Origin of the sequence: Pseudomonas sp. lyk4-R2A-10 (assembly GCF_030209075.1) — a bacterium.
Taxonomy (GTDB): Bacteria; Pseudomonadota; Gammaproteobacteria; order Pseudomonadales; family Pseudomonadaceae; genus Aquipseudomonas; species Aquipseudomonas glycinae.
Genome location: NZ_JARVSR010000011.1, coordinates 340,442 through 364,994, shown reverse-complemented (window position 1 = coordinate 364,994; position 24,553 = coordinate 340,442). Strand labels below are relative to the sequence as shown.

Genomic DNA, 24,553 nt, shown 5'->3' with positions numbered 1-24,553 from the left:
ACCTTCCTATAATCGCGGTGCTCACCCAAGCCCCGCCGAACCGTGTGCTTACCCCGCACCCGACAAGTTCCGGCCGGTTCATCGGCAATATCCGCATCACACCGACGACTGTTCCTACCTGAAGCAGCGATCGCGCCTCATCCCACATCCCTGGGTGTTCGACCATAATAATTCGCTCCAACGGAGCTCATGACTGTCAGGGATCACCGCATGACGACCAGTACCGCTTACAGCGACACCACGCCTGCCCAACCGACCAACTCCGCCACCCGCGTGGCCACGGCAAGCTTCATCGGCACGGCCATCGAGTTCTACGATTTCTATGTCTACGCCACCGCCGCTGCGCTGGTGATCGGGCCGGTGTTTTTCCCGCAGACTTCCGGCACGGCGCAGATGCTTTCGGCATTTCTTACCTTCGGCATCGCCTTCCTGGCCCGACCGCTGGGCTCGGCGCTGTTCGGCCATTTCGGCGACCGGATCGGGCGCAAATCGACTTTGGTCGCTTCGCTGCTGCTGATGGGTGTCTGCACCACGCTGATCGGCGTGCTGCCGGGCTACGACAGCATCGGGGCCTGGGCGCCGATCCTGCTTTGCGTACTGCGTTTCGGCCAAGGCCTGGGATTGGGTGGCGAATGGGGCGGTGCAGCGCTGCTGGCGACCGAAAACGCGCCGAAAGGCAAACGGGCGTGGTTCGGCATGTTCCCGCAACTCGGGCCTTCGATTGGTTTTCTGGCCGCCAACGGTCTGTTCCTGACCCTTGCCATGAGCCTGAACGACGATCAGTTCCGCAGTTGGGGCTGGCGGATTCCGTTCCTGCTCAGCGCTGTGCTGGTGATGGTCGGGCTGTACGTGCGCCTCAAGCTGCACGAGACCCCGGTGTTCGCCAACGCCATCGCCCGTCAGGAGCGAGTGAAAGTGCCGCTGGTCGAGCTGTTCAGCCAATACTGGGCACCGACATTGCTTGGTGCCGCTGCCATGGTGGTGTGCTACGCCCTGTTCTACATCTCGACGGTGTTTTCCCTGAGCTACGGCGTATCCACATTGGGCTACAGCCGTGAGACTTTCCTCGGGCTGCTGTGCTTCGCAGTACTGTTCATGGCAGCCGCGACGCCGTTGTCGGCGTGGGCAAGCGATCGTTACGGGCGCAAGCCGGTGCTGATCGTCGGCGGTGTGCTGGCGATTCTTTCCGGGTTTCTGATGGAGCCGCTGCTGACTCAGGGTTCGACCTGGGGCGTGGCCCTGTTCCTGTGCATCGAGCTGTTTCTGATGGGGGTGACATTCGCCCCAATGGGCGCGCTGCTGCCGGAGCTGTTTCCGACACACGTCCGCTATACCGGTGCATCGGCGGCCTACAACCTCGGCGGCATTGTCGGAGCCTCGGCGGCGCCATTCTTTGCGCAGAAACTGGTGGCGATGGGTGGTTTGAGTTACGTCGGCGGGTATGTGTCTGCGGCCGCGGTGCTCAGCCTGATCGCTGTGCTGTGCCTGAAGGAAACGCGCAATAACGATTTGAATCAGGTGTCGTAAATGCCCTGATCGCTCCCGCCCGATGCGGGAGCGATCAGGTTGCGAGATTACAGCTCTACAACGACAGCCTGAGAAGCACGGGTCGCCTTGGCACGAGCGGCCTCGATCGACTCGTCACGGGCCAGTGCAACACCCATGCGACGCTGGCCATTGACTTCAGGCTTGCCGAACAGACGCAGCGCGGTATCCGGTTCGCTCAGTGCAGCGCCGAGGTTGGCGAATGCAGTCTGGGTCGACTGGCCTTCCACCAAAATCACCGCCGAAGCCGATGGGCCGAACTGACGGATCAGTGGCACCGGCAGGCCGAGGATGGCTCGGGCGTGCAGGGCGAACTGCGACAGGTCCTGGGAAATCAGGGTTACCAGACCGGTGTCGTGTGGACGTGGCGACACTTCACTGAACCACACCTGATCGCCCTTGATGAACAGCTCGACGCCGAACAGACCACGACCGCCCAACGCTTCGGTCACGGCTTTGGCTACACGCTCGGATTCAGCCAGCGCCACCGGGCTCATGGCCTGTGGCTGCCAGGATTCCTGATAGTCGCCCTTCTCCTGACGGTGGCCGACCGGCGCACAGAACGTCGTGCCGCCGACGTGACGCACGGTCAGCAGAGTGATTTCGTAGTCGAAATCGATGAAACCTTCGATGATCACGCGACCTTTGCCGGCGCGACCGCCCTCTTGGGCGTAATCCCAGGCTTTCTGCACGTCATCGGCGCTGCGCAGCAGGCTCTGACCCTTGCCCGACGAACTCATCACTGGTTTCACGACGCACGGAAAGCCGAGGTCCTGAACGGCCTTGCTGTAGTCCTCGAAGGTGTCGGCGAAGTGGTACGGCGAGGTCGGCAGGTCCAGCTCTTCGGCAGCCAGACGACGGATGCCTTCGCGGTTCATGGTCAGTTGCGCGGCGCGAGCGGTCGGGATCACAGTGAAGCCTTCGGCTTCCAGTTCGACCAGCGTGGCAGTGGCGATGGCTTCGATTTCCGGCACGATGAAGTGCGGCTTCTCGGCTTCGATCACTGCACGAAGGGCGGCACCATCGAGCATGTTGATCACGTGGCTGCGATGGGCAACCTGCATGGCCGGCGCGTTGGCGTAACGGTCAACGGCGATCACTTCAACGCCCAGGCGTTGCAGCTCGATCACCACTTCCTTGCCCAACTCACCACAGCCACACAGCAATACGCGGGTCGCGGTCGGCGACAATGGAGTTCCGATACGGGTCATCTCAGGTCCTCAAAGAAGCGGATCATCGAGGAAAGCAACGCCGGACGCGCTTTCCATGGGGAGAAAGCGCGGCATTTTACATGAACCTGAGGGTTTGGCTTCAGCCGGCGACAGCCTGTTTGCGTTCGCGCCAGGCCATGATCAGCCAGACCGCAGTCACGCCGGCGAACTTCGAGGCCAGCGCGGTGATAAGCACTGGCGGCGTCAGCAGGTCGATCATGCCAAAGAAGATGAAGGTATCGAGGGGAATGCTCAGCGCCGAGCTGATCCACAACCGGTCGCGCAACGGGCGCCTGGTGATGGTGAACACCAGCCAGTCGATGCACTCCGAGACCGCGAATGCCGTGGCACTGGCCAGCGCAATCGACGGATCGGACGTGACATAGGACAGCACCAGCGCCGCCAGCATCGCCACGATCGCGCCGTGGCCGAAACGGATCTGCACCATGTCGCGCAACACGAACACCAGCCCGCCCCAGGCCGACCAGATGATGTCCAGGTGCGGCGCGGTGGAGAAGGCGAAGTTGATCAGCACGACGCTGCTGATGTAAGCGATGAGGAAAATCATGGGCGTGACCTGTCAATTTGGCGCACAGGTTACTTCAGCCCTTCGATGACGCCAATCAAATCGGCTATTGCCCCGGCGTTTTGCCGATCATCCAGACCAGGCCACTGGCCTTCGCCCGCTCATGACAGAGCCCGAGAACAACCCGACGTTCATCATTGGTCATCCGGCTCCAGCGAGTAATTTCCTCGACCGTGCGCTGGCAACCGGTACAAATGTCGTCTTCGTCCAGTGCGCAAATGCTCACGCACGGCGAGGCAACGGGTCTTTCCGGGGTTGTCATTCTTCCTGCTCGACCAGATCGCGCGCATAGCGCTGAGAGTTATGCACATAATGCGCGGCACTGGCTTCGAGCATCTTCTTCTGTTGCTCGGTCAGTTCGCGCACGACCTTGCCCGGCGAGCCCATCACCAGTGAACCGTCAGGAATTTCCTTGCCTTCGCCGATCAGCGAATTGGCGCCGATGATGCAGTTCTTGCCGATCTTCGCGCCGTTGAGGATGACCGCGTTGATGCCGATCAGGCTGTAGTCGCCGACCGTGCAGCCGTGGAGCATGGCGTTGTGGCCGATGGTCACGCCGGTGCCGATGGTCAGCGGATAGCCCATGTCGGTGTGCATCACCGTGCCGTCCTGCACGTTGCTGTTCTTGCCGATCAGGATCAGTTCGTTGTCCCCACGCAGCACGGCGTTGAACCAGACGTTGGCGCCCTCTTCCAGTCTGACCTTGCCCACGAGCACGGCGTTGGGGGCGACCCAGCTCTGCGGATGGGTTTCGACGCGGGCGTCGCCCAGGCGGTATTTCATCTTGTTTTCCTCAGGGCTCACGATGGCTGGCCATTCGAGCGATGGCTTCAGGTGTTGATAAAGCTTTTAGGCGGCTGATGCAGGCTGATTTTGGCGTCATAGAGCAGGTTGATCAACTCGACGATCATGATCGCCGTCAGCCCCCAGATCTTGTAGTCACCGTAACGGTAGCTCGGCACGTACCAACTGCGACCCTGGTAGTCGATGCGATGAGTGTGTTCGCGCGGATCCTTGCGGAAGAACTCCAGCGGCACACTGAACACCGCAGCAATCTCGGCATCATTGGCCTGGTATTCGACAAAATCCGGAATCACCCCGACATACGGCGTGACCTTGATGCCATGCAGGGAAATCAGCGGGCTGAGCGGACCGATCACTTCGACCAGTCCCGGCGGCAGGCCGATTTCCTCTTCGGCTTCACGCAGGGCGGTGAACACCAGATCCGGGTCCTCGGGATCGCGTCGCCCACCGGGGAAGGCGACTTCGCCGCCGTGGGTCGAGAGCCCGCTGGCGCGCAGGGTGAGGACAAGTTCGGGTTCGTCACTGCGAGTAATCGGCACCAGGACAGCGGCCTCGGGGAAACGCGTGTCGGTCTCCAGCGTGCGCGGCGTGTGATTGCTTACCCGGTGCAGTAGCTCGTCCAGCATAAGTGTTCTCGATCGGTGCCTTACCCTGCATCATGCACCAATCATTGCGACCGCCCAAGCCCCGAACGGCCGTCATGTCGCGAAACGACAACTTGCCGACTGACACCGCTGCACGCCAAGATAGGCGCAGCATTCAGGAACCCCAGCATGAAATTTTGCAGCCACTGCGGCAACCCGGTGACCCAGCGCATTCCCGAAGGCGACTCGCGGCTGCGATTCGTCTGCGACAGCTGTCAGACGATTCACTACCAGAACCCCAATATCGTGGCCGGTTGCGTACCGACCTGGGGCAGCAAAGTCCTGCTGTGTCGCCGCGCCATCGAGCCACGCCTCGGTTACTGGACGCTGCCCGCCGGGTTCATGGAGAACGGCGAGACCATCGAACAGGCCGCCATCCGCGAAACCGCCGAGGAAGCCTGCGCCCGGGTGCGCAACCTGAGCATCTATACCTTGATCGACGTGCCGCACATCAGTCAGGTGCATGTGTTTTTCCGCGCCGAGCTGGCGGATCTGGACTTCGCCGCCGGCCCCGAAAGCCTGGAAGTGCACCTGTTCGACGAGGAAGACATTCCCTGGGACGAACTGGCTTTCCGCACGGTGGGCCGTACCCTGGAATGCTTCTTCGCTGACCGGCGTGTCGAGGTTTATCCGGTTCGCTCCGAATCGATCCCGCCACTCGCTCAACCGGCCATCACTTGATTTCGACGGCGGCCGGCCGATAACCGGCTGACGCAGACCGCGACAGCGCCTGCACACTATCTATAAATAAAGTATCTGCTTCATTTCTGGGGAATCGTTTCAATGCGCTGGTTGCTTGCCCTGTTCTGCCTGTCGTTCGTCACCGTCTCCCAAGCGTCATTCGTGACCACCGTGACGCCTTCGAACACCCCGCTCATCGAAAAAGTACTGGTGCTCAAATCGGCCCATCAACTGCAGTTGATCGCCGACGGCAAGCCCCTCAAGAGCTATCGCATTTCCCTGGGCAAAGGCGCGAAAAAAGGCCCGAAGCTGATTGAAGGCGACAAACGCACACCGGAAGGTTTCTATTGGATCGACTGGCGCAAGACCAGCGAAAAATTCAACCTGTCGATGCACATCTCCTACCCGAACATCAGCGACTCCGCCCGCGCCCGCCGCGAAGGCGTCGAGCCTGGCGGAATGATCATGATCCACGGCACGCCGGACTCCGAGGACAACCCCGAACAACTGTTCCACACCCTGGACTGGACCGACGGCTGCATCGCCATGCGCAACGTCGACATGCGCGAAGTCTGGAACCTGGTGCCGGACGGCACGATGATCGAAATCCGCCCCTGATTCTGTCATCCAGGGAGCACGCTCCCGAGGGGCCTTAAAACGGCCCTTTCTCCTGACCATTGGTCGCCCGCAAAAAATAAATCAAAAAGATCGCAGCCTGCGGCAACGCCTGAACAGTGATACCACTTTCACCCGCCAGAACTGCCGCAGACTGCGATCTTTTGCTTTCCAGCGCCCAGCGCTAATACCACTTGAAACCACCGAGCCTGAAACACCCGATTCCAAAGGACTACAGGCCTTTCCGACGCGTTGACATGGTATGCAAGTGGTATTAGGTTTCGCCCGACTACCGAGCGACAACAATCCTATATCAGCGCCGGAAATGCCTTACATGAATGACCTCCACGCCCTACGCCCCGACGATTCCCAGCCGACGCCGCTGTACCTGCAACTGGCGCGCAACCTGGAAGCCGCGATCCATGCCGGCCAGTGGAAAGCCGAACAGGCGATGCCCTCGGAGCGCAATCTCAGCGAGATGCTGGGGATTTCCCGGGTCACCGCGCGCAAAGCGCTGGAAGTCCTGCTCGATCAAGGTTTGATCCGCCGCCTGCAAGGCTCCGGCACCTTCATCACCCCACGCCTTGAACAACCGCTGTCGCGCCTCTCGGGTTTCAGCGAAATGCTCCGTCTCAAGGGCTTCGTGCCCAGCTCGCAATGGCTGGAGCGGGAAATCACCCTGCCGACCCACGAAGAACTGATCCGCCTCGGCCTGTCGCCGAACGACAAGGTCGCGCGCATGAAACGCCTGCGCAAGGCCGACGACACCGTGATGGCCATCGAGATGAGCACCCTGCCCGCCTCGATCATGCCCAAGCCACAGGTGGTGGGCGATTCCCTCTACGAACACCTCGACAGCATCGGCAAGCCGATCGTGCGCGCCTTGCAGCACATCCAGGCGATCAACGCCTCGGACGAGTTCGCCGCACTCGTCGGCATCGCCCCCGGCACCGCGATGCTGCTGATGACCCGGGTCGGCTACCTGGAAGACAACACGCCGATCGAAGTCACCGACACCTATTGCCGCAACGACTACTACGACTTTGTTGCAGAGCTTCGCCGCTGATCAGCAGCCAGGCCAAACGAGAGAAGCGAAATGTCCGAAGACAACATCCTCACCGCTGACGGCTGGATTCGCGGCCGGCTGATCCACGAACACGGCAGAGTCGTGTCGATCGAAGGCGAGCCTTGCGATCCGGCGACCAATGACTTGCCGTATCTGCTGCCGGGTTTCATCGACCTGCACGTCCACGGCGGTGGCGGCAAGGACATCATGGAAGGCGCCAGCGCGTTCGAGACCATCACCAAGACCCACGTGCGCTTCGGCACCACCTCGCTGCTGGCCACCACGATGACCGCGCCGAGAGCCGAGATTGCCAGCGTGCTCAAGGAGGTCGGCGAGTTCTGCGAGCAGCGTCCGAAAGGTGCTGCCCGAGTCCTCGGCGTGCACCTCGAAGGCCCGTACATCAATCCCGGCAAACTCGGCGCCCAGCCGAACTTCGCCCACACCGCGTTGATGGCCGAAGTTGAAGACTATCTGGCGCTGGCGCCGATCCGGGTGATCACCATCGCCCCGGAAATCGCCGGCCATGACGGATTGATTCGTGAACTGAGCCGCCGTGGCATCCGCATGCAGATCGGTCATACCCTCGGCAGTTACGAGGAAGGCGTCGCCGCCCTCGAAGCCGGCGCCACCAGTTTCACCCACTTGTACAACGCCATGAGCCCGCTGCATCACCGCGAGCCGGGTATCGTCGGTGCGGCGCTGGCCCACGCCAAATTCGCCGAACTGATTCCGGACTTGCTGCACGTGCACCCCGGCGCGATCCGCGTGGCTCTGCGCTCGATTCCGTGCCTGTACTGCGTCACCGATTCGACCGCCGCCGCCGGCATGCCCGACGGCGAATACAAGCTCGGCAGCCACACCGTCACCAAATGCCTGGGCGGCGTGCGCCTGCCCGATGGCACCCTGGCCGGCAGCACCCTGACCATGGATCAGGCCCTGCGCAATCTGGTGAAGATCGGTTTGCCGATCGCCGAAGCCTCGCAACGTCTTTCGCAATTCCCCGCCGACTACCTCGGCATCACCGAACGCGGGCGCCTTGCACCTGGCGCCTGGGCCGACTGCGTGCGGCTGGATCGCTCACTCACACTGACCGCCGTCATGGTCGAAGGAGAAGACATTGACTTCAAAAATGCTTGAGGAGGCGCTGTCCTCGTTCGAGGCCGTGCAAGCCCAACTGCAACAGCTCGACCCGCCAATGATCGAGATCGCCGGACGCCTGCGCCGTCAGCCACCGCAAGTGGCGATGACCGTTGCCCGTGGCAGCTCCGACCATGCCGCGAGTTACTTCGCCTACCTGACCATGCAGCAACTCGGCGTACCGGTGGCGTCGTTGCCGATGTCAGTGGTGACCATGCAACAGGCGCCGTTGAAGGTCAGCGGTCAGGTCGCGTTCGCCTTCTCGCAGTCGGGCCAAAGCCCGGATCTGGTCAACAGCCTGCGCCTGCTGCGCAAGCGCGGCGCCCTGAGCGTGTCGATGGTCAACGCCGCCGATTCGCCGCTGGAAGCCGCCTGTGAATTCAGCCTGCCGTTGCTGGCCGGCACCGAAAGCAGCGTCGCCGCGACCAAGAGTTTCATCGCCACCCTCAGCGCCAGCGCCCGTCTGATCGCGCACTGGAAAGAGGACGCCGAATTGCTGGAGGCGCACAACGCCCTGCCCGAAGGCCTGCGCGAAGCTGCGCAACAGGACTGGAGCCCGGCCATCGACGCCCTGCGCGATTGCGAGCGGTTGATGGTGATCGGCCGTGGCGCCGGTTTTGCCATCGCCCAGGAAGCCGCGCTGAAATTCAAGGAAACCTCGGCGATCCAGGCCGAAGCCTTCAGCAGCGCCGAAGTCCGTCACGGCCCGATGGCCCTGATCGACGAACACTACCCATTGCTGGTGTTCGCCCCGCGCGGCGCCGAACAGGCCGGTCTGCTGAGCCTGGCAGCCGAGATGCGTCAGCGCGGTGCCCGCGTGTTGCTGGCTGCGCCGGATGACGTGAGCGAACGCGACCTGACCCTCAGCCGTGCCGAACACCCGGCCCTCGATCCGATCCTGGCGATCCAGAGTTTCTACGTGATGGCGGCCGGCCTGGCCGTGGCCCGTGGCATGGACCCGGATCAGCCGCGACACCTGAGCAAAGTCACCCGTACGCACTGAGTCCGAACCGAACGTTTTCCTGATGAGACCGAGCCATGCACAACAACAATAAAGAGCTGACTTTAAGCGCCCCGCTCAGCGGCCCGGTGCTCACGCTCGCCAAAGTCCCGGACGCGGTGTTCGCCAGCGGCGCGATGGGCGACGGCATTGCCATTGATCCGCTGAACGACACCCTGTATTCGCCCTGCGCCGGGGTGGTGATCCACGTCGCCCGCACCGGCCATGCACTGACCGTGCGCGCCGACAACGGCGCCGAGCTGTTGCTGCATCTCGGTCTGGACACGGTGGAGTTGCAGGGCGAAGGCTTCTCGATGCTGGTCAAGGAAGGCGCGCGGGTCAGCAATGGCCAGCCGCTGCTGCGCTATGACCTGGACAAGGTCGGCCGCCAGTGCAAAAGCCTGGTCAGCCTGCTGATCCTGACCAACAGCCAGGATTTCCAGGCGCGCCCCATCACCCTGAAAACGGTGAAGGTCGGCGAACCGCTGCTGCACATCGTCGCTCGTCACAGCGCAGCGGCGAATACAGAAGAACTCGGCGGCCCGGAAGTTCACGGTCACGTAAAGGTCGCCCATCGCGGCGGTCTGCATGCGCGCCCGGCGGCGTTGATCCGTCAGACGGCGCAAGGGTTCAAGAGCCAGTCGCAGCTGCATTTCGCCGGCAAATCGGCACCGTGCAACAGCCTCATCGGTTTGATGGGCCTGGCGATTGGCGAACAGGACGAAGTGCAGGTCCGTTGTCAGGGTTCCGACGCGCAAGAGGCACTGCAAGCCTTGCTCGCTGCACTGGCCACCGCCCTGCCAGAGGATCATCACGCCGCTGCACCGCTTGCCGCCACTCCACGCAATCGCCCGGCCGAGGCCGGCGTGTTGCACGGCGTGTGCGCCGCACCGGGTCTGGTCGGCGGGCCGCTGTTTCGCCTGAACGCGATCAGCCTGCCAGCCGACAGCGGCAATCATCAGCCCGAGCAACAACTACAGATTCTCGACACGGCGCTGAATCAGGTTCGCAGCGAAATCGACGGCACCCTCGCCCAGGCGAAAAAACAGCGCAATGCCGACGAAGAAGCCATCTTCGCTGCGCACCTGGCCTTGCTGGAAGACCCGGCCCTGCTCGACGCCGCCCGGCAATCGATTGAAACCGGCACGGCGGCGACTCACGCCTGGAGCCAGTCCATCGACGCGCAATGCCAAGTGCTGCAAAACACCGGCAGCCCGCTGCTGGCCGAGCGCGCCAACGATCTGCGCGACCTCAAGCAACGGGTGCTGCGCGCCCTGCTCGGCGAAGCCTGGCATTACGACGTGCCGGCCGGCGCCATCGTCGCCGCTCACGAACTGACACCTTCGGATTTGCTGCAACTGAGCGCGCAAGGCGTCGCCGGTTTGTGCATGGCCGAAGGTGGCGCGACTTCCCACGTGGCGATTCTGGCCCGGGGCAAAGGCCTGCCGTGCATGGTCGCACTGGGCTCGGCGCTGCTCGATCAAGCGCAAGGTCAATCGGTGGTCCTCGACGCCGACGGCGGTCGCCTCGAACTGACGCCGAATGCCGAACGTCTGGCCGAAGTCCAACAAGCGCAAATCGATCGCCAACAACGGCGCGATGCCCAGCAGGCCCAGGCCCATCTGCCAGCCGAAACTCGCAACGGCGTGGCCATCGAAGTGGTCGCCAACGTCGCCTCCAGCCATGAAGCGGCGGATGCGTTTGCCAACGGTGCCGACGGCGTCGGCCTGTTGCGCACCGAGTTCCTGTTCGTCGATCGCCACACTGCGCCGGACGTCGAAGAACAACGCGCCGCCTATCAAGCTGTGATCGATGCCATGGGCGACAAGTCGGTGATCATCCGTACCATCGACGTCGGTGGCGACAAACAACTCGACTACCTGCCACTACCGGTGGAAGCCAACCCGGTACTCGGCCTGCGCGGTATTCGCTTGGCCCAGGCCCGCCCGGAAATCCTCGATCAGCAACTGCGTGCGCTGCTGCAAGTCAGCCCGTTGCAACGCTGCCGGATCCTGCTGCCGATGGTCACCGAAGTCGACGAACTGCTGCACATCCGCCAGCGGGTCGATGCGCTGTGCCTGGAACTGGGCATCAATCAACGTCCGGAAATCGGCGTGATGATCGAAGTCCCGGCCGCTGCATTGCAGGCTGAACAACTGGCCGAGCACGCCGACTTCCTGTCCATCGGCACCAACGACCTGTCGCAATACACCCTGGCCATGGACCGCGACCACGCCGGCCTCGCCGCACGGATCGATGCCTTGCACCCGGCGCTGCTGCGCCTGATCGCCATGACCTGCGAAGGCGCGGCGGTGCATAAGCGCTGGGTTGGCGTATGCGGAGCCCTGGCTTCCGACCCGCTGGCGACGCCGGTGTTGATCGGCCTGGGCGTGACCGAATTGTCGGTGAGCCCGGTACAGATCGGCGAAATCAAGGACCGCGTGCGCCAGCTGCACGAAGCCGAATGCCAACGCCTCGCCCGGGACCTGCTCAAGCTGAGCAGCGCCGCCGCGGTGCGTCATGCCTGTCATCAACATTGGCCTCTGCGCTAACAAAAACAACAAGGACAAACGCCATGTACCAACTCTTCATCGAAGGCCTGCAACGCCTCGGCCGTGCGCTGATGCTGCCGATCGCGATCCTGCCGATCGCCGGCCTGCTGCTGCGCCTGGGCGACACCGACCTGCTGAACATCGCGATCATCCACGATGCCGGTCAGGTGATCTTCGCCAACCTGGCAATGATCTTCGCCATCGGCATCGCCGTCGGTTTCGCCCGGGACAACAACGGCACCGCCGGCCTCGCCGGAGTGATCGGCTACCTGGTGATGATCTCCACCCTCAAGGTGCTCGACGCCAGCATCAACATGGGCATGCTCGCCGGGATCGTCAGCGGCCTGATGGCCGGCGCGCTGTACAACCGCTTCAAGGACATCAAGCTGCCGGAGTACCTGGCATTCTTCGGCGGCCGGCGTTTCGTGCCCATCGTCACCGGGTTCAGCGCAGTCGGCCTGGGCGTGCTGTTCGGCTACATCTGGCCGCCAATCCAGCACGGCATCAACAGCTTCGGCACCCTGCTGATGGAAAGCGGCAGCTTCGGCGCGTTCGTGTTCGGCGTGTTCAACCGCCTGCTGATCGTCACCGGCCTGCACCACATCCTCAACAACATGGCGTGGTTCGTGTTCGGCAACTTCACCGACCCGACCACTGGCGCGCTGGTGACCGGTGACCTGTCCCGCTACTTCGCCGGCGATCCGAAGGGCGGGCAGTTCATGACCGGCATGTTCCCGGTCATGATCTTCGGCCTCCCCGCCGCCTGCCTGGCGATGTACCGCAACGCCCTGCCGGAGCGGCGCAAAGTCATGGGCGGGATCTTCCTGTCGATGGCCCTGACCGCATTCCTCACCGGCGTCACCGAACCGATCGAATTCGCCTTCATGTTCCTCGCACCGCTGCTGTTTTTGCTGCACGCGCTGCTGACCGGGTTGTCGATGGCAATCACCAACGCACTGAACATCCACTTGGGCTTCACCTTCTCCGGCGGCTTCATCGACATGGTGCTGGGCTGGGGACGCTCGACCAACGGCTGGCTGGTGGTGCCGGTAGGCCTTGCATATGCGGTCATCTACTACGCGGTGTTCGATTTCTGCATCCGCCGCTTCAACCTGAAAACCCCGGGACGTGAAGACGTCGCCACTGCCGAGAAATCCGTGCTGACAGAAAACGAGCGCGCCGCTGCGTACATCAAAGCCTTGGGAGGTGCCGAGAATCTGCTCACCGTCGGCGCCTGCACCACGCGTCTGCGACTGGAAATGGTCGATCGCAACAAAGCCTCCGATGCGGACTTGAAAGCACTGGGCGCAATGGCCGTGGTACGTCCGGGCAAGGGCGGCAGTCTGCAGGTAGTCGTCGGGCCGCTGGCCGACAGCATTGCCGACGAAATCCGCCTGGCGATGCCCGCATTGGGTCGAGCCGCAGCGACTACTGCTCCTGTCGCCGTCGTCGAAACCAGCGAGCCCGTTGCTATAGCCGCACCGCAGGCCCAGCAATGGCTGAACGCCCTGGGCGGCAGCGACAACGTGCTGCAACTCGACTGCATCGCCACGAGCCGGATACGCCTGCAACTGGCCGATGGCAAAGCGCTGTCGGAAAGCCGGTTGAAAGAACTTGGATGTTTGGGTGTGAGCGCGCTGGAGGATGGCGTGTGGCACTTGCTGGTAGGTGAGCGGGCGCAGAGTTTGAGTGTGGCGCTGGAAGGGTTGGTTAATCGGAGTGAGGTGAGTGCGAAGGTCTGATGGTCGCCATCCAGTTTTGACGTGAAGCGGTTACAACCAGGGAACCCGGCCTAGGCCGGGTTTCCTGTTCCATTTGAAGCAACCACCGCATGACCGGAGCTTGCGAGAGGCAAGCTCAAACCAAATGGGAAGATTCGGTAAATCCCACACATCTTTAAACATTCGAAAATGGAACGCGGAGCGTCCCAGGCTGCATTCCCACGCGGAGCGTGGGAACGATCAAGCAGTACACAGCTAACTTTTGCTTCCTGCTTCCTGCTTCCTGCTTCCCACCACTCAACATGATGAGCGTTAGCTCAAGTACCGCTTTTGACGTGCCGGCCCCATCGGCAGGCTGAGTGGAGGGATTTATCCGGGGGTGGGAGCGCAGCGACCGTGCGGCGCAGCCGCATGCATCGAGAGGAGGTGCAGCGAAGCAAACCGTAGGCGATGCCCCCGGATGAATCCCGGAACGAAGGAACACCGAGCCAAAGCGAGGTGCCGAACGCCGGGGCCCAGCGTTTTTGGTTACTTTTTTCTGGGCCGGCATTCCGGGCGTTTGAAAAAAGTGACTCGCCGTAAGGGCGAAACCATAAGAAGCCATTACCGCAGCAACGGATATTCACTCAATCCAAACCCAAGCCCCAAAAACCAAAAAACCCGCTGAAATCACTCTCAGCGGGTTTTCCATTTCAGCAGCCAAGGAAGATCAAAAATCCTCCAGCCGCCACACTTCATAAGCCGGCGTCTCGTAGGGATGGCTCAACTTAAGAGCCGCCACTACCGAGCGAATCAACTCATCGCCAACGACAAGCTCGACCTTCCACTCCTCGACCCGCTCAACCTGCCCAGCCTGACCAATGAACGGCTGACTCCCGTCCAGAGGCCGAAACTGACCAGAGCCAAGCACCTGCCAAGCACAGTGGTCATAGTCACCGATCCGCCCGCCACCAGCAGCGAATACAGCGTCCTTGACCACCTCGACATGGCTGTCGGGAACAAAAAACGCGAGCTTGTACACAGCGCTTAGTTCACCCACACACGCGCGTTACGGAACATACGCATCCAAGGTGCGTCTTCGTTCCAGTCTTCCGAACGCCACGAGTTCTGCACAGCGCGGAACACACGCTCCGGGTGCGGCATCATGATTGTCACGCGACCGTCGCGGCTGGTGAGGCCGGTGATCCCGCGCGGCGAACCGTTCGGGTTGGCCGGGTAGGCTTCGGTGACCTTGCCGTGGTTGTCGACGAAACGCATCGCCACGCAACCGGACAGATCGGCTTCGAGCAGTGCCTCTTCGCTTTCGAATTCGGCATGGCCTTCACCGTGAGCGATGGCGATCGGCATGCGCGAACCGGCCATGCCCTGCAGGAAGATCGAGTTCGATTCCTGAACCTGAACCATCGCCACGCGCGCTTCGAACTGCTCGGAGCGGTTGCGTACGAAGTGCGGCCAGAACTCGCTGCCCGGGATCAGCTCGTGCAGGTTGGACATCATCTGGCAACCGTTGCACACGCCGAGGGTGAAGCTGTCGTTACGCTCGAAGAAACCCTGGAACGCATCGCGGGCACGGCTGTTGAACAGTGCGGACTTGGCCCAGCCTTCACCGGCGCCGAGTACGTCGCCGTAGGAGAAACCACCGCATGCCACCAGACCTTTGAACTCGTTCAGGTCGACACGGCCGGCCAGAATGTCGCTCATGTGCACGTCGATCGCGTTGAAACCGGCGCGGTCGAACGCCGCCGCCATTTCCACCTGACCGTTGACGCCCTGCTCACGCAGCACGGCAACCTGTGGGCGAATGCCTTTCTTGATGTAAGGCGCGGCGATGTCCTGGTTGACGTCGTAGCTCAGCTTGACGCTCAGGCCCGGGTTGTCTTCTTCCAGCAGCGCATCGAACTCTTGCTCGGCGCAGTCGGCGTTGTCGCGCAGACGCTGGATCTGGTAGCTGGTCTCGGCCCACTGACGTTGCAGCAGACGACGCTGGCCTTCGAACACGGTGTCACCGTTGAAGGTGATGTTGATCTGACCGTTGTTGATCGGCTGGCCGATCACCGACACGCAGTCGCCCAGACCGGCAGCGCTGAATTGGGCGAGGATGTCCGGGGTCGCGTCCTGGCGAACCTGGATCACGGCACCCAGTTCTTCGTTGAACAGGATGGCGGCGATTTCAGCGGAGCTTTCGGCAACGCTGTCCAGGTTCAGGCTCAGACCGCAGTGACCGGCGAAGGCCATTTCCACCACGGAGGTCAGCAGACCACCGTCGGAACGGTCGTGGTACGCCAGCAGGTGACCGTCGGCGTTGAGGCCCTGGATCACCGCGAAGAACGCTTTCAGGTCTTCGGCGTCATCGACGTCCGGAGCCTGCTTGCCGAGCTTGCCGTGAACCTGCGCGAGGATCGAGGCGCCCATGCGGTTCTGGCCGCGACCGAGGTCGATCAGGATCAGGTCGGTGGTGCCCTTGTCCATGCGCAGTTCCGGGGTCAGGGTCTGACGAATGTCAGCCACTGGCGCGAAACCGGTCACGATCAGGGACATCGGCGAGGTGACGGTCTTGTCTTCGCCGTTGTCGTTCCAGCGGGTGGCCATGGACATCGAGTCCTTGCCGACCGGGATGGTGATGCCTAGCTCAGGGCACAGTTCCATGCCGACCGCTTTCACGGTGTCGTACAGACGCGCGTCTTCGCCGGGGTGGCCGGCAGCGGACATCCAGTTCGCCGACAGTTTGATGTCGGAGAGCTTGTTGATGCGCGAGGCGGCAATGTTGGTGATGGTTTCGCCGATGGCCATGCGGCCCGACGCCGGTGCGTCCAGCAGCGCCAGCGGAGTGCGCTCGCCCATCGCCATCGCTTCACCGGTGTAGACGTCGAAGCTGGTAGCGGTGACGGCAACGTCGGCCACCGGAACCTGCCATGGGCCGACCATCTGGTCACGGGCCACGAGGCCGGTGATGGTGCGGTCGCCGATGGTGATCAGGAAGCTTTTGCTCGCCACGGCCGGGTGGTGCAGAACGCGCTCGATGCTTTCGCCGATGTCGAGGTTCGACGGATCGAAGTCATCGCCCAGCTCGGCTTCGCGAACCACCGAACGGTGCATGCGCGGCGCCTTGCCCAGCAACACTTCCAGTGGCATGTCCACCGGGTTGTTGCCGAAGTGGCTGTCGGTCACGGTCAGTTGTGGTTCGGCAGTGGCTTCACCGACAACGGCGAACGGGCAACGCTCACGTTCGCAGATCGCCTTGAAGCGTTCGAAGTCGGCCGGGCCGACCGCCAGAACGTAACGCTCCTGGGATTCGTTGGACCAGATTTCGTGCGGGGCCATGCCCGGCTCGTCGTTTGGAATGTTGCGCAGTTCGAAACGGCCACCACGGTCGCCGTCGTTGACCAGTTCCGGGAAGGCGTTGGACAGACCGCCCGCACCCACGTCGTGGATGAAGCTGATCGGGTTCTTGTCACCCAGCTGCCAGCAACGGTCGATGACTTCCTGGCAGCGACGTTCCATTTCAGGGTTTTCACGCTGAACCGAAGCGAAGTCCAGATCCGCCGAGCTGGTGCCGGTGGCCATGGAGGAAGCAGCGCCGCCGCCCAGACCGATCAGCATCGCCGGGCCACCGAGGACGATCAGCTTGGAGCCGACAACGATCTCGCCTTTCTTGACGTGCTCTTCACGGATGTTGCCCATGCCGCCAGCGAGCATGATCGGCTTGTGGTAACCGCGAACTTCGTCACCGTGCGGAGTGGTGATCGATTGTTCGAAGGTACGGAAGTAGCCGGTCAGGGCCGGACGACCGAATTCGTTGTTGAACGCGGCGCCGCCCAGCGGGCCTTCGATCATGATGTCCAGCGCGTTGACGATGCGCTCAGGCTTGCCGTACGGCACTTCCCACGGCTGTTCGAAGCCAGGGATCTGCAGGTTCGACACGGTGAAACCGGTCAGGCCGGCTTTTGGCTTGGCGCCACGACCGGTTGCACCTTCGTCGCGGATCTCGCCACCGGAACCGGTGGACGCGCCCGGGAACGGAGCGATCGCGGTCGGGTGGTTGTGGGTTTCAACCTTCATCAGGATGTGCACAGGTTCCTGCACCGCACCGTACTGGCGGGTTTCCGGATCCGGGAAGAAGCGGCCGGCGACGTTGCCGACGATCACCGAAGCGTTGTCCTTGTAAGCGGACAGCACGCCTTCGCTGTGCATCTGATAGGTGTTCTTGATCATGCCGAACAGGCTTTTTTCCTGGCTCTCGCCGTCAATATCCCAACTGGCGTTGAAGATCTTGTGGCGGCAGTGCTCGGAGTTGGCCTGGGCGAACATCATCAGTTCGATGTCGTGGGGGTTGCGCTTGAGACCGTTGAAGGCGTTGACCAGGTAGTCGATCTCGTCTTCGGCCAGGGCCAGGCCCAGTTCGACGTTGGCCTTCTCCAGCGCGGCGCGACCACCGCCGAGGATGTCGATGGCGGTCAGCGGCTTCGGTTCGGCGTGGCTGAACAGACCGGCGGCCTGCTCGAGGTTGGCCAGAACGATCTGCGTCATGCGGTCATGCAGTACGTCTGCAATCTGTTGCGCTTCGGTTTCGCTGAACTGGCCGGCGACGTAGAACGCGATGCCGCGCTCCAGACGCTGGATCTTGCTCAGGCCACAGTTGCGGGCGATGTCGCTGGCCTTGCTCGACCATGGCGAGATGGTGCCGAAACGCGGCAACACCAGGAACAGACGACCGGTCGGCTCTTGAACCGGAACGCTTGGACCGTACTTCAGAAGGCGCGCAAGCACCTGCTGTTCGTCGCCGGTCAGGACGCCGGTGACTTCGGCGAAGTGAGCGAATTCAGCATACAGGCCACTGACAGCTGGAACCTTCTGGCTCAGTTGCTCAAGGAGTTTGCTGTGGCGAAAGGCAGAAAGGGCAGGAGCGCCGCGCAGGATCAACATCTTCGGGACAGCCTCGGGAAGGGGTGTGCTTTGAGGCCGTGCATTCTAGCCTAAACCGCCCTCAACATCACCCGAAACGCTACGCACGGTTGCACCCGGATGTCGAGTGGTGTTCCTGCCTTGAGGGTCAAATTTATGGGGTGCTGCAAGGCGGGTTATTTTTTCTGTCACAAAATACCTTTCGGGCCCGTTTCTGCGGGGTTTCGCGCGGTTTTGTGATGCCTAGCAGACAACCCCGCCACTGTCGAGATATGGCGCCCGTTGTCCTTTGCGTATACTGCGCACATGTTTTCCCCAACGGCTTTGCGTCCGCGATACGCCAAATGGCTGATCGCTACCGGACTCTTCCTGATGCTCAGTGGCTGTGTTGATAAACCCAACACACTCGAGCGCGTAAAGGAGGATGGCGTGCTGCGGGTGGTCACCCGAAACAGCCCCGCCACCTACTTTCAGGATCGCAGCGGTGAAACCGGCTTCGAATACGAGCTGGTGAAGCGCTTCGCCGACGATTTGGGGGTCGAGCTCAAGATTGAAACCGCCGACAACCTCGACGACCTGTTCAACCAGGTCGGCAAGCCGAACGGCCCGGTACTGGCGGCTGCCGGTCTGGTCAGCAGCGAACAGCGCAAGAAACAGGTGCGCTTCTCGCGCTCCTACCTAGAAGTCACCCCGCAGATCATCTATCGCAACGGCCAGTCACGCCCCACCGACGCCGGCGATCTGGTGGGCAAGAAGATCATGGTGCTCAAGGGCAGCACTCACGCCGAACAACTGGCGGAGCTGAAACAGAAATATCCTGGCATCCAGTATGAAGAGTCCGACGCGGTTGAAGTGGTCGACCTGCTGCGCATGGTCGATGAAGGTCAGATCGACCTGACCCTGGTCGATTCCAACGAAGTGGCGATGAACCAGGTGTACTTCACCAACATCCGCGTGGCCTTTGACCTCGGCGACGCGCGCAGCCAGAGCTGGGCCGTGGCCGCCGGCGAAGACAACAGCCTGCTCAACGAGATCAACAGTTATCTGGACAAGGTGCAGAAGAACGGCACCCTGCAACGCCTGAAAGACCGTTATTACGGCCATGTCGACGTCCTCGGCTACATGGGCGCCACCACCTTCGCCCAGCATTTGCAGCAGCGGTTGCCCAAGTACGAACAGCATTTCAAGGCCTACGCCAAGAAAGAGAAAGTCGACTGGCGCCTGCTGGCGGCGATCGGTTATCAGGAATCGCTGTGGCAACCGGCGGTCACGTCGAAGACCGGCGTGCGCGGGCTGATGATGCTGACCCAGAACACCGCCCAGGCCATGGGCGTGTCCAACCGCCTCGATCCGAAGCAAAGCATCATGGGCGGTGCCAAGTACCTGGCCTACATGAAGGATCAGCTCGACGAGTCGATCCAGGAGCCGGATCGCACATGGTTTGCCCTGGCGGCCTACAACGTCGGCAGCGGTCATCTGGATGACGCACGCAAACTGGCTGCCAAGGAAGGGTTGAACCCGGACAAGTGGCTGGATGTGAAAAAGATCCTGCCGCGCCTGTCGCAGAAGCAGTGGTACAGCAAGACCCGCTACGGCTACGCCCGGGGCGGCGAACCGGTGCATTTCGTGGCGAACATCCGTCGCTACTACGACATCCTCACCTGGGTGACCCAGCCGCAGCTTGAAGGCGATCAGGTGGCCGAGGGCAACCTGCATGTGCCGGGGATCGACAAGTCGAAACCCGCTCAAGAGCCCGCCCCGCTTTAACCCATTCCAAAACACATGTGGGAGCAAACTCGCTCCCACAAGATGTTGAGACTTAGTGCCTGGCAGCCGCCAGAATCAGCGTCTTCATCTCCGACACCGCCGACTTGAAACCTACGAACAATGCGTGCGCCACCAGTGCGTGACCGATGTTCAGCTCGTTGATGCCCTTGATCGCGGCAACCGCCTCGACGTTGTGATAGTGCAGGCCATGGCCGGCATTGACGATCAGGCCCTGGGCCAGACCGAAGGCCACGCCGTCCGCCACACGCTTGAGTTCTTCAGCCACTTCGGTCGGCGTTTCGGCATCGGCGTAACGCCCGGTGTGCAATTCGATGGCCGGCGCGCCGACGCGCTTCGACGCAGCAATCTGCCGCTCGTCGGCGTCGATGAACAGCGACACTTCGCTGCCGATCTTCGACAAACGCTCGACCGCCGCCCTGATCCGCTCTTCCTGCCCCGCCACATCCAGACCGCCTTCGGTGGTCAGCTCCTGACGGGTCTCTGGCACCAGACAGATGTGCGCCGGACGGATGCGCTCGGCGAACGCCATCATTTCTTCGGTGACGCCCATTTCGAAGTTCATGCGGGTTTGCAGCACATCCTTGAGCAGCAGCACGTCGCGTTCCTGAATGTGCCGGCGGTCTTCGCGCAGGTGCACGGTGATGCCGTCGGCACCCGCCTCTTCCGCGTCCAGCGCAGCCTTGACCGGATCCGGATAGCGCGTACCACGGGCCTGACGCAGGGTGGCGACGTGGTCGATGTTCACGCCAAGAAGAATGCGATTGCTGATGGTCACGGATGCGCTCCTGAAGGGAAAGATTCGGCGCACAGCATATCAGGGCTTGCGAAACAGCTCTCGACTGACGAGGGGACGACCGCCCAGATGCACCGCCAAGGCTTGACGCATCAGGCGCTTGGCGGCGGACAGTGCGCCCGGTGCCGACCAGTCGGCTTCGGCCATGGCCAGCAGTTCGGTGCCGTTGAACAGACCGGGTTGCAGCAGGTAGACACGCTCGAGTCCGGCATCCACCTGCAAACGGTAGAGACCATCAACAGCAACGGGCTCGTCGTTGATGTCGGTGTTCAGGGAAAAACCGTAACCGAGGTCATCAAGCAGCCGCCACTCGAAGGAACGCAGCAACGGTTCCAGCGGCCGGCCTTCGGCCAATGCCAGCAAGGTCGCGGCGTAATGATCGAACACCGCCGGGTGCGGGTCTTCGGCAGGCAACAGGCGAATCAACAGTTCATTGAGATACAGGCCACTGAACAGCGCCTCGCCGACCATCCAGGTCGCGTTGCCGACGCTTTCCATGCGCCCGACATTCTTCAACTCACCCTTGCCGCGAAACTCCACTTCCAGCGGCACGAATGGCCGCGCCAACGTCCCGGCCTTGCCCCGCGCACTGCGCAACACCGCCCGCAGCCGACCTTGCGGCGTGAGGAAGTCCACCAATGCGCTGGTTTCGCGGTAGGCGCGGGAGTGGAGGACGTAGGCGGGTTGGGCGGGAGGCGGGCTTTGCGACATTGAGTTCTCGATGACGAAACGCAGTTTTACACACAAACCCAAAACTACTGTGGGAGCGAGCCTGCTCGCGATGAGGGTGTATCAGACAACAAGGATGTCGACTGAAATACCGCTATCGCGAGCAGGCTCGCTCCCACAGTGGGTATCGGTGTTCTCGGGATCAGCGCTTACAGGTCGCCGTAACCCAACGAACGCAGCGCACGCTCGTCGTCGGACCAGCCGCCCTTCACCTTGACCCACAGGTTGAGCATGATCTTGGAGTCGAACAGCAGCTCCATGTCCTTGCGCGCCTCGGTGCCGATGCGCTTGATGCGCTCGCCCTTGTCGCCAATGATGATTTTCTTCTGGCCGTCACGCTCGACGAGGATCAGCGCATGGATGTGCAGCGTCGCACCCTGCTGCTTGAACTCTTCGATTTCCACGGTGATCTGGTACGGCAGCTCGGCGCCGAGCTGGCGCATGATCTTCTCGCGCACCAGTTCGGCGGCGAGGAAGCGGCTGCTGCGGTCGGTGATCTGGTCTTCCGGGAAGAAGTGATCGTTCTCCGGCAGATGATCGGCGATAACCTTTTCCAGCGCGTCGAGGTTGTGCCCCTGCTGCGCCGAGATTGGAATGATCTGCGCGTTCGGCAGCTGTTCCTGCAACCACGACAGGTGGGGCATCAGCTCGGCCTTGTCTTCGATGCGGTCGGTCTTGTTCAGCGCGACGATCAGCGGGCCGGTCACGTACTGCACGCGCTCCAACACCATCTGATCTTCTTCGGTCCACTTGGTGCGATCGACCACGAAGATCACCACGTCGACGTCTTTCAACGCCGCCGAAGCGGTCTTGTTCATGTAGCGGTTCAGGGCTTTTTCGCCACCCTTGTGCATGCCGGGGGTGTCGACGTAGATCGCCTGCACGTCACCCTCGGTCTTGATCCCGAGCATGTTGTGGCGAGTGGTCTGCGGCTTGCGCGAGGTGATTGCCAGCTTCTGGCCGAGGATGTGGTTCAGCAGCGTGGACTTGCCCACGTTTGGACGGCCGACGATGGCAACATAGCCACAGCGCGTTGCGTTTGTATCAGTCATTGCCATTCTCCACACCCAGGGCAATCAGTGCTGCGGCGGCCGCTACCTGTTCGGCAATACGACGGCTCACACCCTGACCCCGGCTTTTTTCATTCAATAGGACAACTTCGCACTCGACGAAGAAGGTACGGCAGTGCGGCTCGCCCTGGATGTCCACCACTTCGTAGCGCGGCAGTTCGCAGCCGCGCGATTGCAGGAATTCCTGCAGGCGCGTCTTCGGATCCTTGTTGGTATCGACCAGCGTCAGGCCTTCGAACTCGCCGGCCAGCCAGGCCAGTACGCGTTCGCGGGCGACTTCCATGCCGGCGTCGAGGTAGATCGCACCGATCAGTGCTTCAAGGGCGTCAGCCAGAATCGATTCGCGACGGAAACCGCCGCTCTTCAACTCGCCGGAACCCAGACGCAGGTAATCACCCAGATCGAAACCGCGGGCCAGCACCGCCAGCGTCTCACCTTTTACCAAGCGCGCGCGCAAACGCGACAACTGGCCTTCACGAGCCAGCGGGAAACGGTCGAACAGGGCTTCGCCGGCCACAAAGTTGAGGATCGCATCGCCGAGGAATTCCAGACGCTCGTTGTTGCGTCCGGCAAAGCTGCGGTGCGTAAGGGCCAGGACCATCAGTTCCTGGTCCTTGAAGGTGTAACCGAGCTGACGCTCGAGACGGCTTAGAGAAACGCTCACGGTTTACCCACGCTGAGTTCGTGGCTGGATTCCACTGCCATCGCCGGGATACGGCGCAGGCCTGGGACAATTAACGCTGTGTTCAAAAATGACGTCCTGAATATCGTGGCTTCATGCCCCGGAGCCGGTTGTGCCGACGCCAGAAATGCATTCGGCGCTGTGGTCAACAGCGCCGTGTTTGTTTACTTGATCAGGCCGACCCGCGAGAAATTCGGCAGGTGGCTGAGTTTCGGTTCCGGCCAGCTCATCCAGACCGCGAAGGCCTTGCCGACGATGTTCTGGTCGGGAACCATGCCCAGCAGATCCTTGGGAATGTTCGGATCATCCCAGTAACGACTGTCGTTCGAGTTGTCGCGGTTGTCGCCCATCATGAAGTAGTGCCCGGCCGGCACGGTCCAGGTATGGTCCGGCGTGGCGCGGTAGCGGCTCATTTCCTTGCGGATCAGGTGCTCGGCGACGCCGAGTTTTTCCTTGTAGAGTTCCGCGCTGCCCAGCGTGCCCGGCTCGGAGCCGACCAGTTGTTCGGCAATCGACTCGCCGTTGACGAACAGACGCTTGTCGGCGGTGTACCGCACGGTGTCGCCCGGCAGGCCGACTACACGCTTGATGTAGTTGACGTTCGGGTCGCTCGGGTAGCGGAACACCATCACATCGCCGCGCTGCGGGTCACCGACTTCGATGATCTTCTTGTCGATCACCGGCAAACGGATCCCGTAGGAAAACTTGTTCACCAGAATGAAGTCGCCGACGTCCAGGGTCGGTTTCATCGAGCCGGACGGAATCTGGAACGGCTCCACCAGAAACGAACGCAGCACCAGCACGATGAACAGCACCGGGAAGAACGACTTGCCGTACTCGACCAGCAGCGGTTCCTTGTTCAGCTTCTCGACCACCACCACATCAGGCTGGCTGACGCTGCCCTGATAGGAGGCGATGGCGGCACGCCGACGCGGTGCCAGGATCAACAGATCGAGCAACGCCAACAGACCGCAGACGAACACGGCAATGACCAGCAACAGCGGGAAATTTAGTGACATAGGACCTG

General features: G+C 62.0%; 21 protein-coding genes. 9 read left to right on the top strand and 12 right to left on the bottom strand.

All coding sequences use genetic code 11. The annotated features are described in order from the left end of the window. Nucleotides 1–210: 210 nt before the first annotated feature. Nucleotides 211–1,527, top strand: a complete 1,317-nt coding sequence (locus QRN46_RS18755; RefSeq protein WP_221615092.1) for an MFS transporter — start codon at nt 211–213, stop codon at nt 1,525–1,527. A 47-nt stretch (nt 1,528–1,574) separates the two neighbouring features. Here the strand turns inward: QRN46_RS18755 and purT are convergent, their stop codons facing one another. From purT to QRN46_RS18730, 5 genes are all read right to left on the bottom strand, one after another. Continuing rightward, nucleotides 1,575–2,756 carry a formate-dependent phosphoribosylglycinamide formyltransferase gene (gene purT, locus QRN46_RS18750; protein ID WP_039769540.1) on the bottom strand — a complete coding sequence of 394 codons (1,182 nt, stop codon included), beginning with the start codon at nt 2,754–2,756 and terminating at the stop codon, nt 1,575–1,577. 100 nt (nt 2,757–2,856) lie between these two features. Then, nucleotides 2,857–3,324, bottom strand: coding sequence for a preQ0 transporter (locus tag QRN46_RS18745; RefSeq protein ID WP_011332607.1), 468 nt, complete (start codon nt 3,322–3,324; stop codon nt 2,857–2,859). 64 nt (nt 3,325–3,388) lie between these two features. After that, on the bottom strand, nt 3,389–3,604 hold the full coding sequence (locus QRN46_RS18740) for a DUF1289 domain-containing protein (RefSeq protein ID WP_007954618.1): 216 nt from the start codon (nt 3,602–3,604) through the stop codon (nt 3,389–3,391). Continuing rightward, complete coding sequence (locus tag QRN46_RS18735) at nt 3,601–4,125, bottom strand: gamma carbonic anhydrase family protein (protein WP_011332606.1); 525 nt, start codon at nt 4,123–4,125, stop codon at nt 3,601–3,603. The genes QRN46_RS18740 and QRN46_RS18735 overlap by 4 nt, the downstream gene beginning before the upstream one ends. Before the next feature lie 47 nt (nt 4,126–4,172). Then, a complete protein-coding gene (locus QRN46_RS18730; RefSeq protein WP_011332605.1) occupies nt 4,173–4,772 on the bottom strand; it encodes a CoA pyrophosphatase in 600 nt (199 codons plus the stop codon). 147 nt (nt 4,773–4,919) lie between these two features. On the opposite strand from QRN46_RS18730, the gene QRN46_RS18725 reads away from it, so the two are divergent. The 7 genes from QRN46_RS18725 to nagE all read left to right on the top strand — a co-directional run bounded on the left by QRN46_RS18725 (nt 4,920) and on the right by nagE (nt 13,583). After that, a complete protein-coding gene (locus QRN46_RS18725) occupies nt 4,920–5,471 on the top strand; it encodes an NUDIX hydrolase (RefSeq protein ID WP_285356460.1) in 552 nt (183 codons plus the stop codon). 102 nt (nt 5,472–5,573) lie between these two features. Then, nucleotides 5,574–6,089, top strand: coding sequence for a L,D-transpeptidase family protein (locus QRN46_RS18720; RefSeq protein WP_011332603.1), 516 nt, complete (start codon nt 5,574–5,576; stop codon nt 6,087–6,089). A gap of 331 nt (nt 6,090–6,420) precedes the next feature. Further along, nucleotides 6,421–7,152 (top strand): GntR family transcriptional regulator, encoded by a 732-nt coding sequence (locus QRN46_RS18715; protein WP_007954613.1) that lies wholly within the window; start codon nt 6,421–6,423, stop codon nt 7,150–7,152. A gap of 30 nt (nt 7,153–7,182) precedes the next feature. Next, nucleotides 7,183–8,289 carry an N-acetylglucosamine-6-phosphate deacetylase gene (gene nagA / locus QRN46_RS18710; RefSeq protein WP_011332601.1) on the top strand — a complete coding sequence of 369 codons (1,107 nt, stop codon included), beginning with the start codon at nt 7,183–7,185 and terminating at the stop codon, nt 8,287–8,289. Beyond that, complete coding sequence (locus QRN46_RS18705; RefSeq protein ID WP_086776357.1) at nt 8,270–9,292, top strand: SIS domain-containing protein; 1,023 nt, start codon at nt 8,270–8,272, stop codon at nt 9,290–9,292. The genes nagA and QRN46_RS18705 overlap by 20 nt, the downstream gene beginning before the upstream one ends. Before the next feature lie 35 nt (nt 9,293–9,327). Further along, nucleotides 9,328–11,841: a phosphoenolpyruvate--protein phosphotransferase gene (gene ptsP / locus QRN46_RS18700; protein WP_285356454.1), complete on the top strand. Its 2,514-nt coding sequence runs from the start codon at nt 9,328–9,330 to the stop codon at nt 11,839–11,841. 23 nt (nt 11,842–11,864) lie between these two features. Further along, entirely contained in the window at nt 11,865–13,583 is a 1,719-nt protein-coding gene (nagE, locus tag QRN46_RS18695; RefSeq protein ID WP_011332598.1) for an N-acetylglucosamine-specific PTS transporter subunit IIBC, read from the top strand. A 688-nt stretch (nt 13,584–14,271) separates the two neighbouring features. On the opposite strand, the gene QRN46_RS18690 is transcribed toward nagE, so the two are convergent. Both QRN46_RS18690 and purL read right to left on the bottom strand, forming a co-directional pair. After that, nucleotides 14,272–14,583 carry a YqfO family protein gene (locus tag QRN46_RS18690; protein WP_201817050.1) on the bottom strand — a complete coding sequence of 104 codons (312 nt, stop codon included), beginning with the start codon at nt 14,581–14,583 and terminating at the stop codon, nt 14,272–14,274. 5 nt (nt 14,584–14,588) lie between these two features. After that, on the bottom strand, nt 14,589–18,485 hold the full coding sequence (purL, locus tag QRN46_RS18685; protein ID WP_064382426.1) for a phosphoribosylformylglycinamidine synthase: 3,897 nt from the start codon (nt 18,483–18,485) through the stop codon (nt 14,589–14,591). A 285-nt stretch (nt 18,486–18,770) separates the two neighbouring features. Between purL and mltF the strand changes: the two genes are divergently transcribed. Then, on the top strand, nt 18,771–20,231 hold the full coding sequence (gene mltF / locus QRN46_RS18680; protein ID WP_011332593.1) for a membrane-bound lytic murein transglycosylase MltF: 1,461 nt from the start codon (nt 18,771–18,773) through the stop codon (nt 20,229–20,231). Between the two features lie 52 nt (nt 20,232–20,283). Here mltF and pdxJ read toward each other — a convergent pair whose 3' ends face one another. From pdxJ to lepB, 5 genes are all read right to left on the bottom strand, one after another. Next, complete coding sequence (pdxJ, locus tag QRN46_RS18675; protein WP_285356450.1) at nt 20,284–21,027, bottom strand: pyridoxine 5'-phosphate synthase; 744 nt, start codon at nt 21,025–21,027, stop codon at nt 20,284–20,286. Nucleotides 21,028–21,066: 39 nt separating this feature from the next. Continuing rightward, complete coding sequence (recO, locus tag QRN46_RS18670; RefSeq protein ID WP_011332591.1) at nt 21,067–21,756, bottom strand: DNA repair protein RecO; 690 nt, start codon at nt 21,754–21,756, stop codon at nt 21,067–21,069. A 167-nt stretch (nt 21,757–21,923) separates the two neighbouring features. Continuing rightward, nucleotides 21,924–22,826 carry a GTPase Era gene (gene era / locus QRN46_RS18665; RefSeq protein WP_011332590.1) on the bottom strand — a complete coding sequence of 301 codons (903 nt, stop codon included), beginning with the start codon at nt 22,824–22,826 and terminating at the stop codon, nt 21,924–21,926. Further along, nucleotides 22,819–23,508 carry a ribonuclease III gene (rnc, locus tag QRN46_RS18660; RefSeq protein WP_011332589.1) on the bottom strand — a complete coding sequence of 230 codons (690 nt, stop codon included), beginning with the start codon at nt 23,506–23,508 and terminating at the stop codon, nt 22,819–22,821. The genes era and rnc overlap by 8 nt, the downstream gene beginning before the upstream one ends. A gap of 182 nt (nt 23,509–23,690) precedes the next feature. Beyond that, nucleotides 23,691–24,545 (bottom strand): signal peptidase I, encoded by an 855-nt coding sequence (gene lepB / locus QRN46_RS18655; protein ID WP_011332588.1) that lies wholly within the window; start codon nt 24,543–24,545, stop codon nt 23,691–23,693. Between the last annotated feature and the right edge of the window lie 8 nt (nt 24,546–24,553).

Coding starts and splice junctions, on each gene's coding strand:
- QRN46_RS18755 (WP_221615092.1), top strand. CDS start 211: ATGACGACCAGTACCGCTTACAGCGACACCACGCCTGCCCAACCGACC.
- purT (WP_039769540.1), bottom strand. CDS start 2,756: ATGACCCGTATCGGAACTCCATTGTCGCCGACCGCGACCCGCGTATTG.
- QRN46_RS18745 (WP_011332607.1), bottom strand. CDS start 3,324: ATGATTTTCCTCATCGCTTACATCAGCAGCGTCGTGCTGATCAACTTC.
- QRN46_RS18740 (WP_007954618.1), bottom strand. CDS start 3,604: ATGACAACCCCGGAAAGACCCGTTGCCTCGCCGTGCGTGAGCATTTGC.
- QRN46_RS18735 (WP_011332606.1), bottom strand. CDS start 4,125: ATGAAATACCGCCTGGGCGACGCCCGCGTCGAAACCCATCCGCAGAGC.
- QRN46_RS18730 (WP_011332605.1), bottom strand. CDS start 4,772: ATGCTGGACGAGCTACTGCACCGGGTAAGCAATCACACGCCGCGCACG.
- QRN46_RS18725 (WP_285356460.1), top strand. CDS start 4,920: ATGAAATTTTGCAGCCACTGCGGCAACCCGGTGACCCAGCGCATTCCC.
- QRN46_RS18720 (WP_011332603.1), top strand. CDS start 5,574: ATGCGCTGGTTGCTTGCCCTGTTCTGCCTGTCGTTCGTCACCGTCTCC.
- QRN46_RS18715 (WP_007954613.1), top strand. CDS start 6,421: ATGAATGACCTCCACGCCCTACGCCCCGACGATTCCCAGCCGACGCCG.
- nagA (WP_011332601.1), top strand. CDS start 7,183: ATGTCCGAAGACAACATCCTCACCGCTGACGGCTGGATTCGCGGCCGG.
- ptsP (WP_285356454.1), top strand. CDS start 9,328: ATGCACAACAACAATAAAGAGCTGACTTTAAGCGCCCCGCTCAGCGGC.
- nagE (WP_011332598.1), top strand. CDS start 11,865: ATGTACCAACTCTTCATCGAAGGCCTGCAACGCCTCGGCCGTGCGCTG.
- purL (WP_064382426.1), bottom strand. CDS start 18,485: ATGTTGATCCTGCGCGGCGCTCCTGCCCTTTCTGCCTTTCGCCACAGC.
- mltF (WP_011332593.1), top strand. CDS start 18,771: ATGTTTTCCCCAACGGCTTTGCGTCCGCGATACGCCAAATGGCTGATC.
- recO (WP_011332591.1), bottom strand. CDS start 21,756: ATGTCGCAAAGCCCGCCTCCCGCCCAACCCGCCTACGTCCTCCACTCC.
- era (WP_011332590.1), bottom strand. CDS start 22,826: ATGACTGATACAAACGCAACGCGCTGTGGCTATGTTGCCATCGTCGGC.
- lepB (WP_011332588.1), bottom strand. CDS start 24,545: ATGTCACTAAATTTCCCGCTGTTGCTGGTCATTGCCGTGTTCGTCTGC.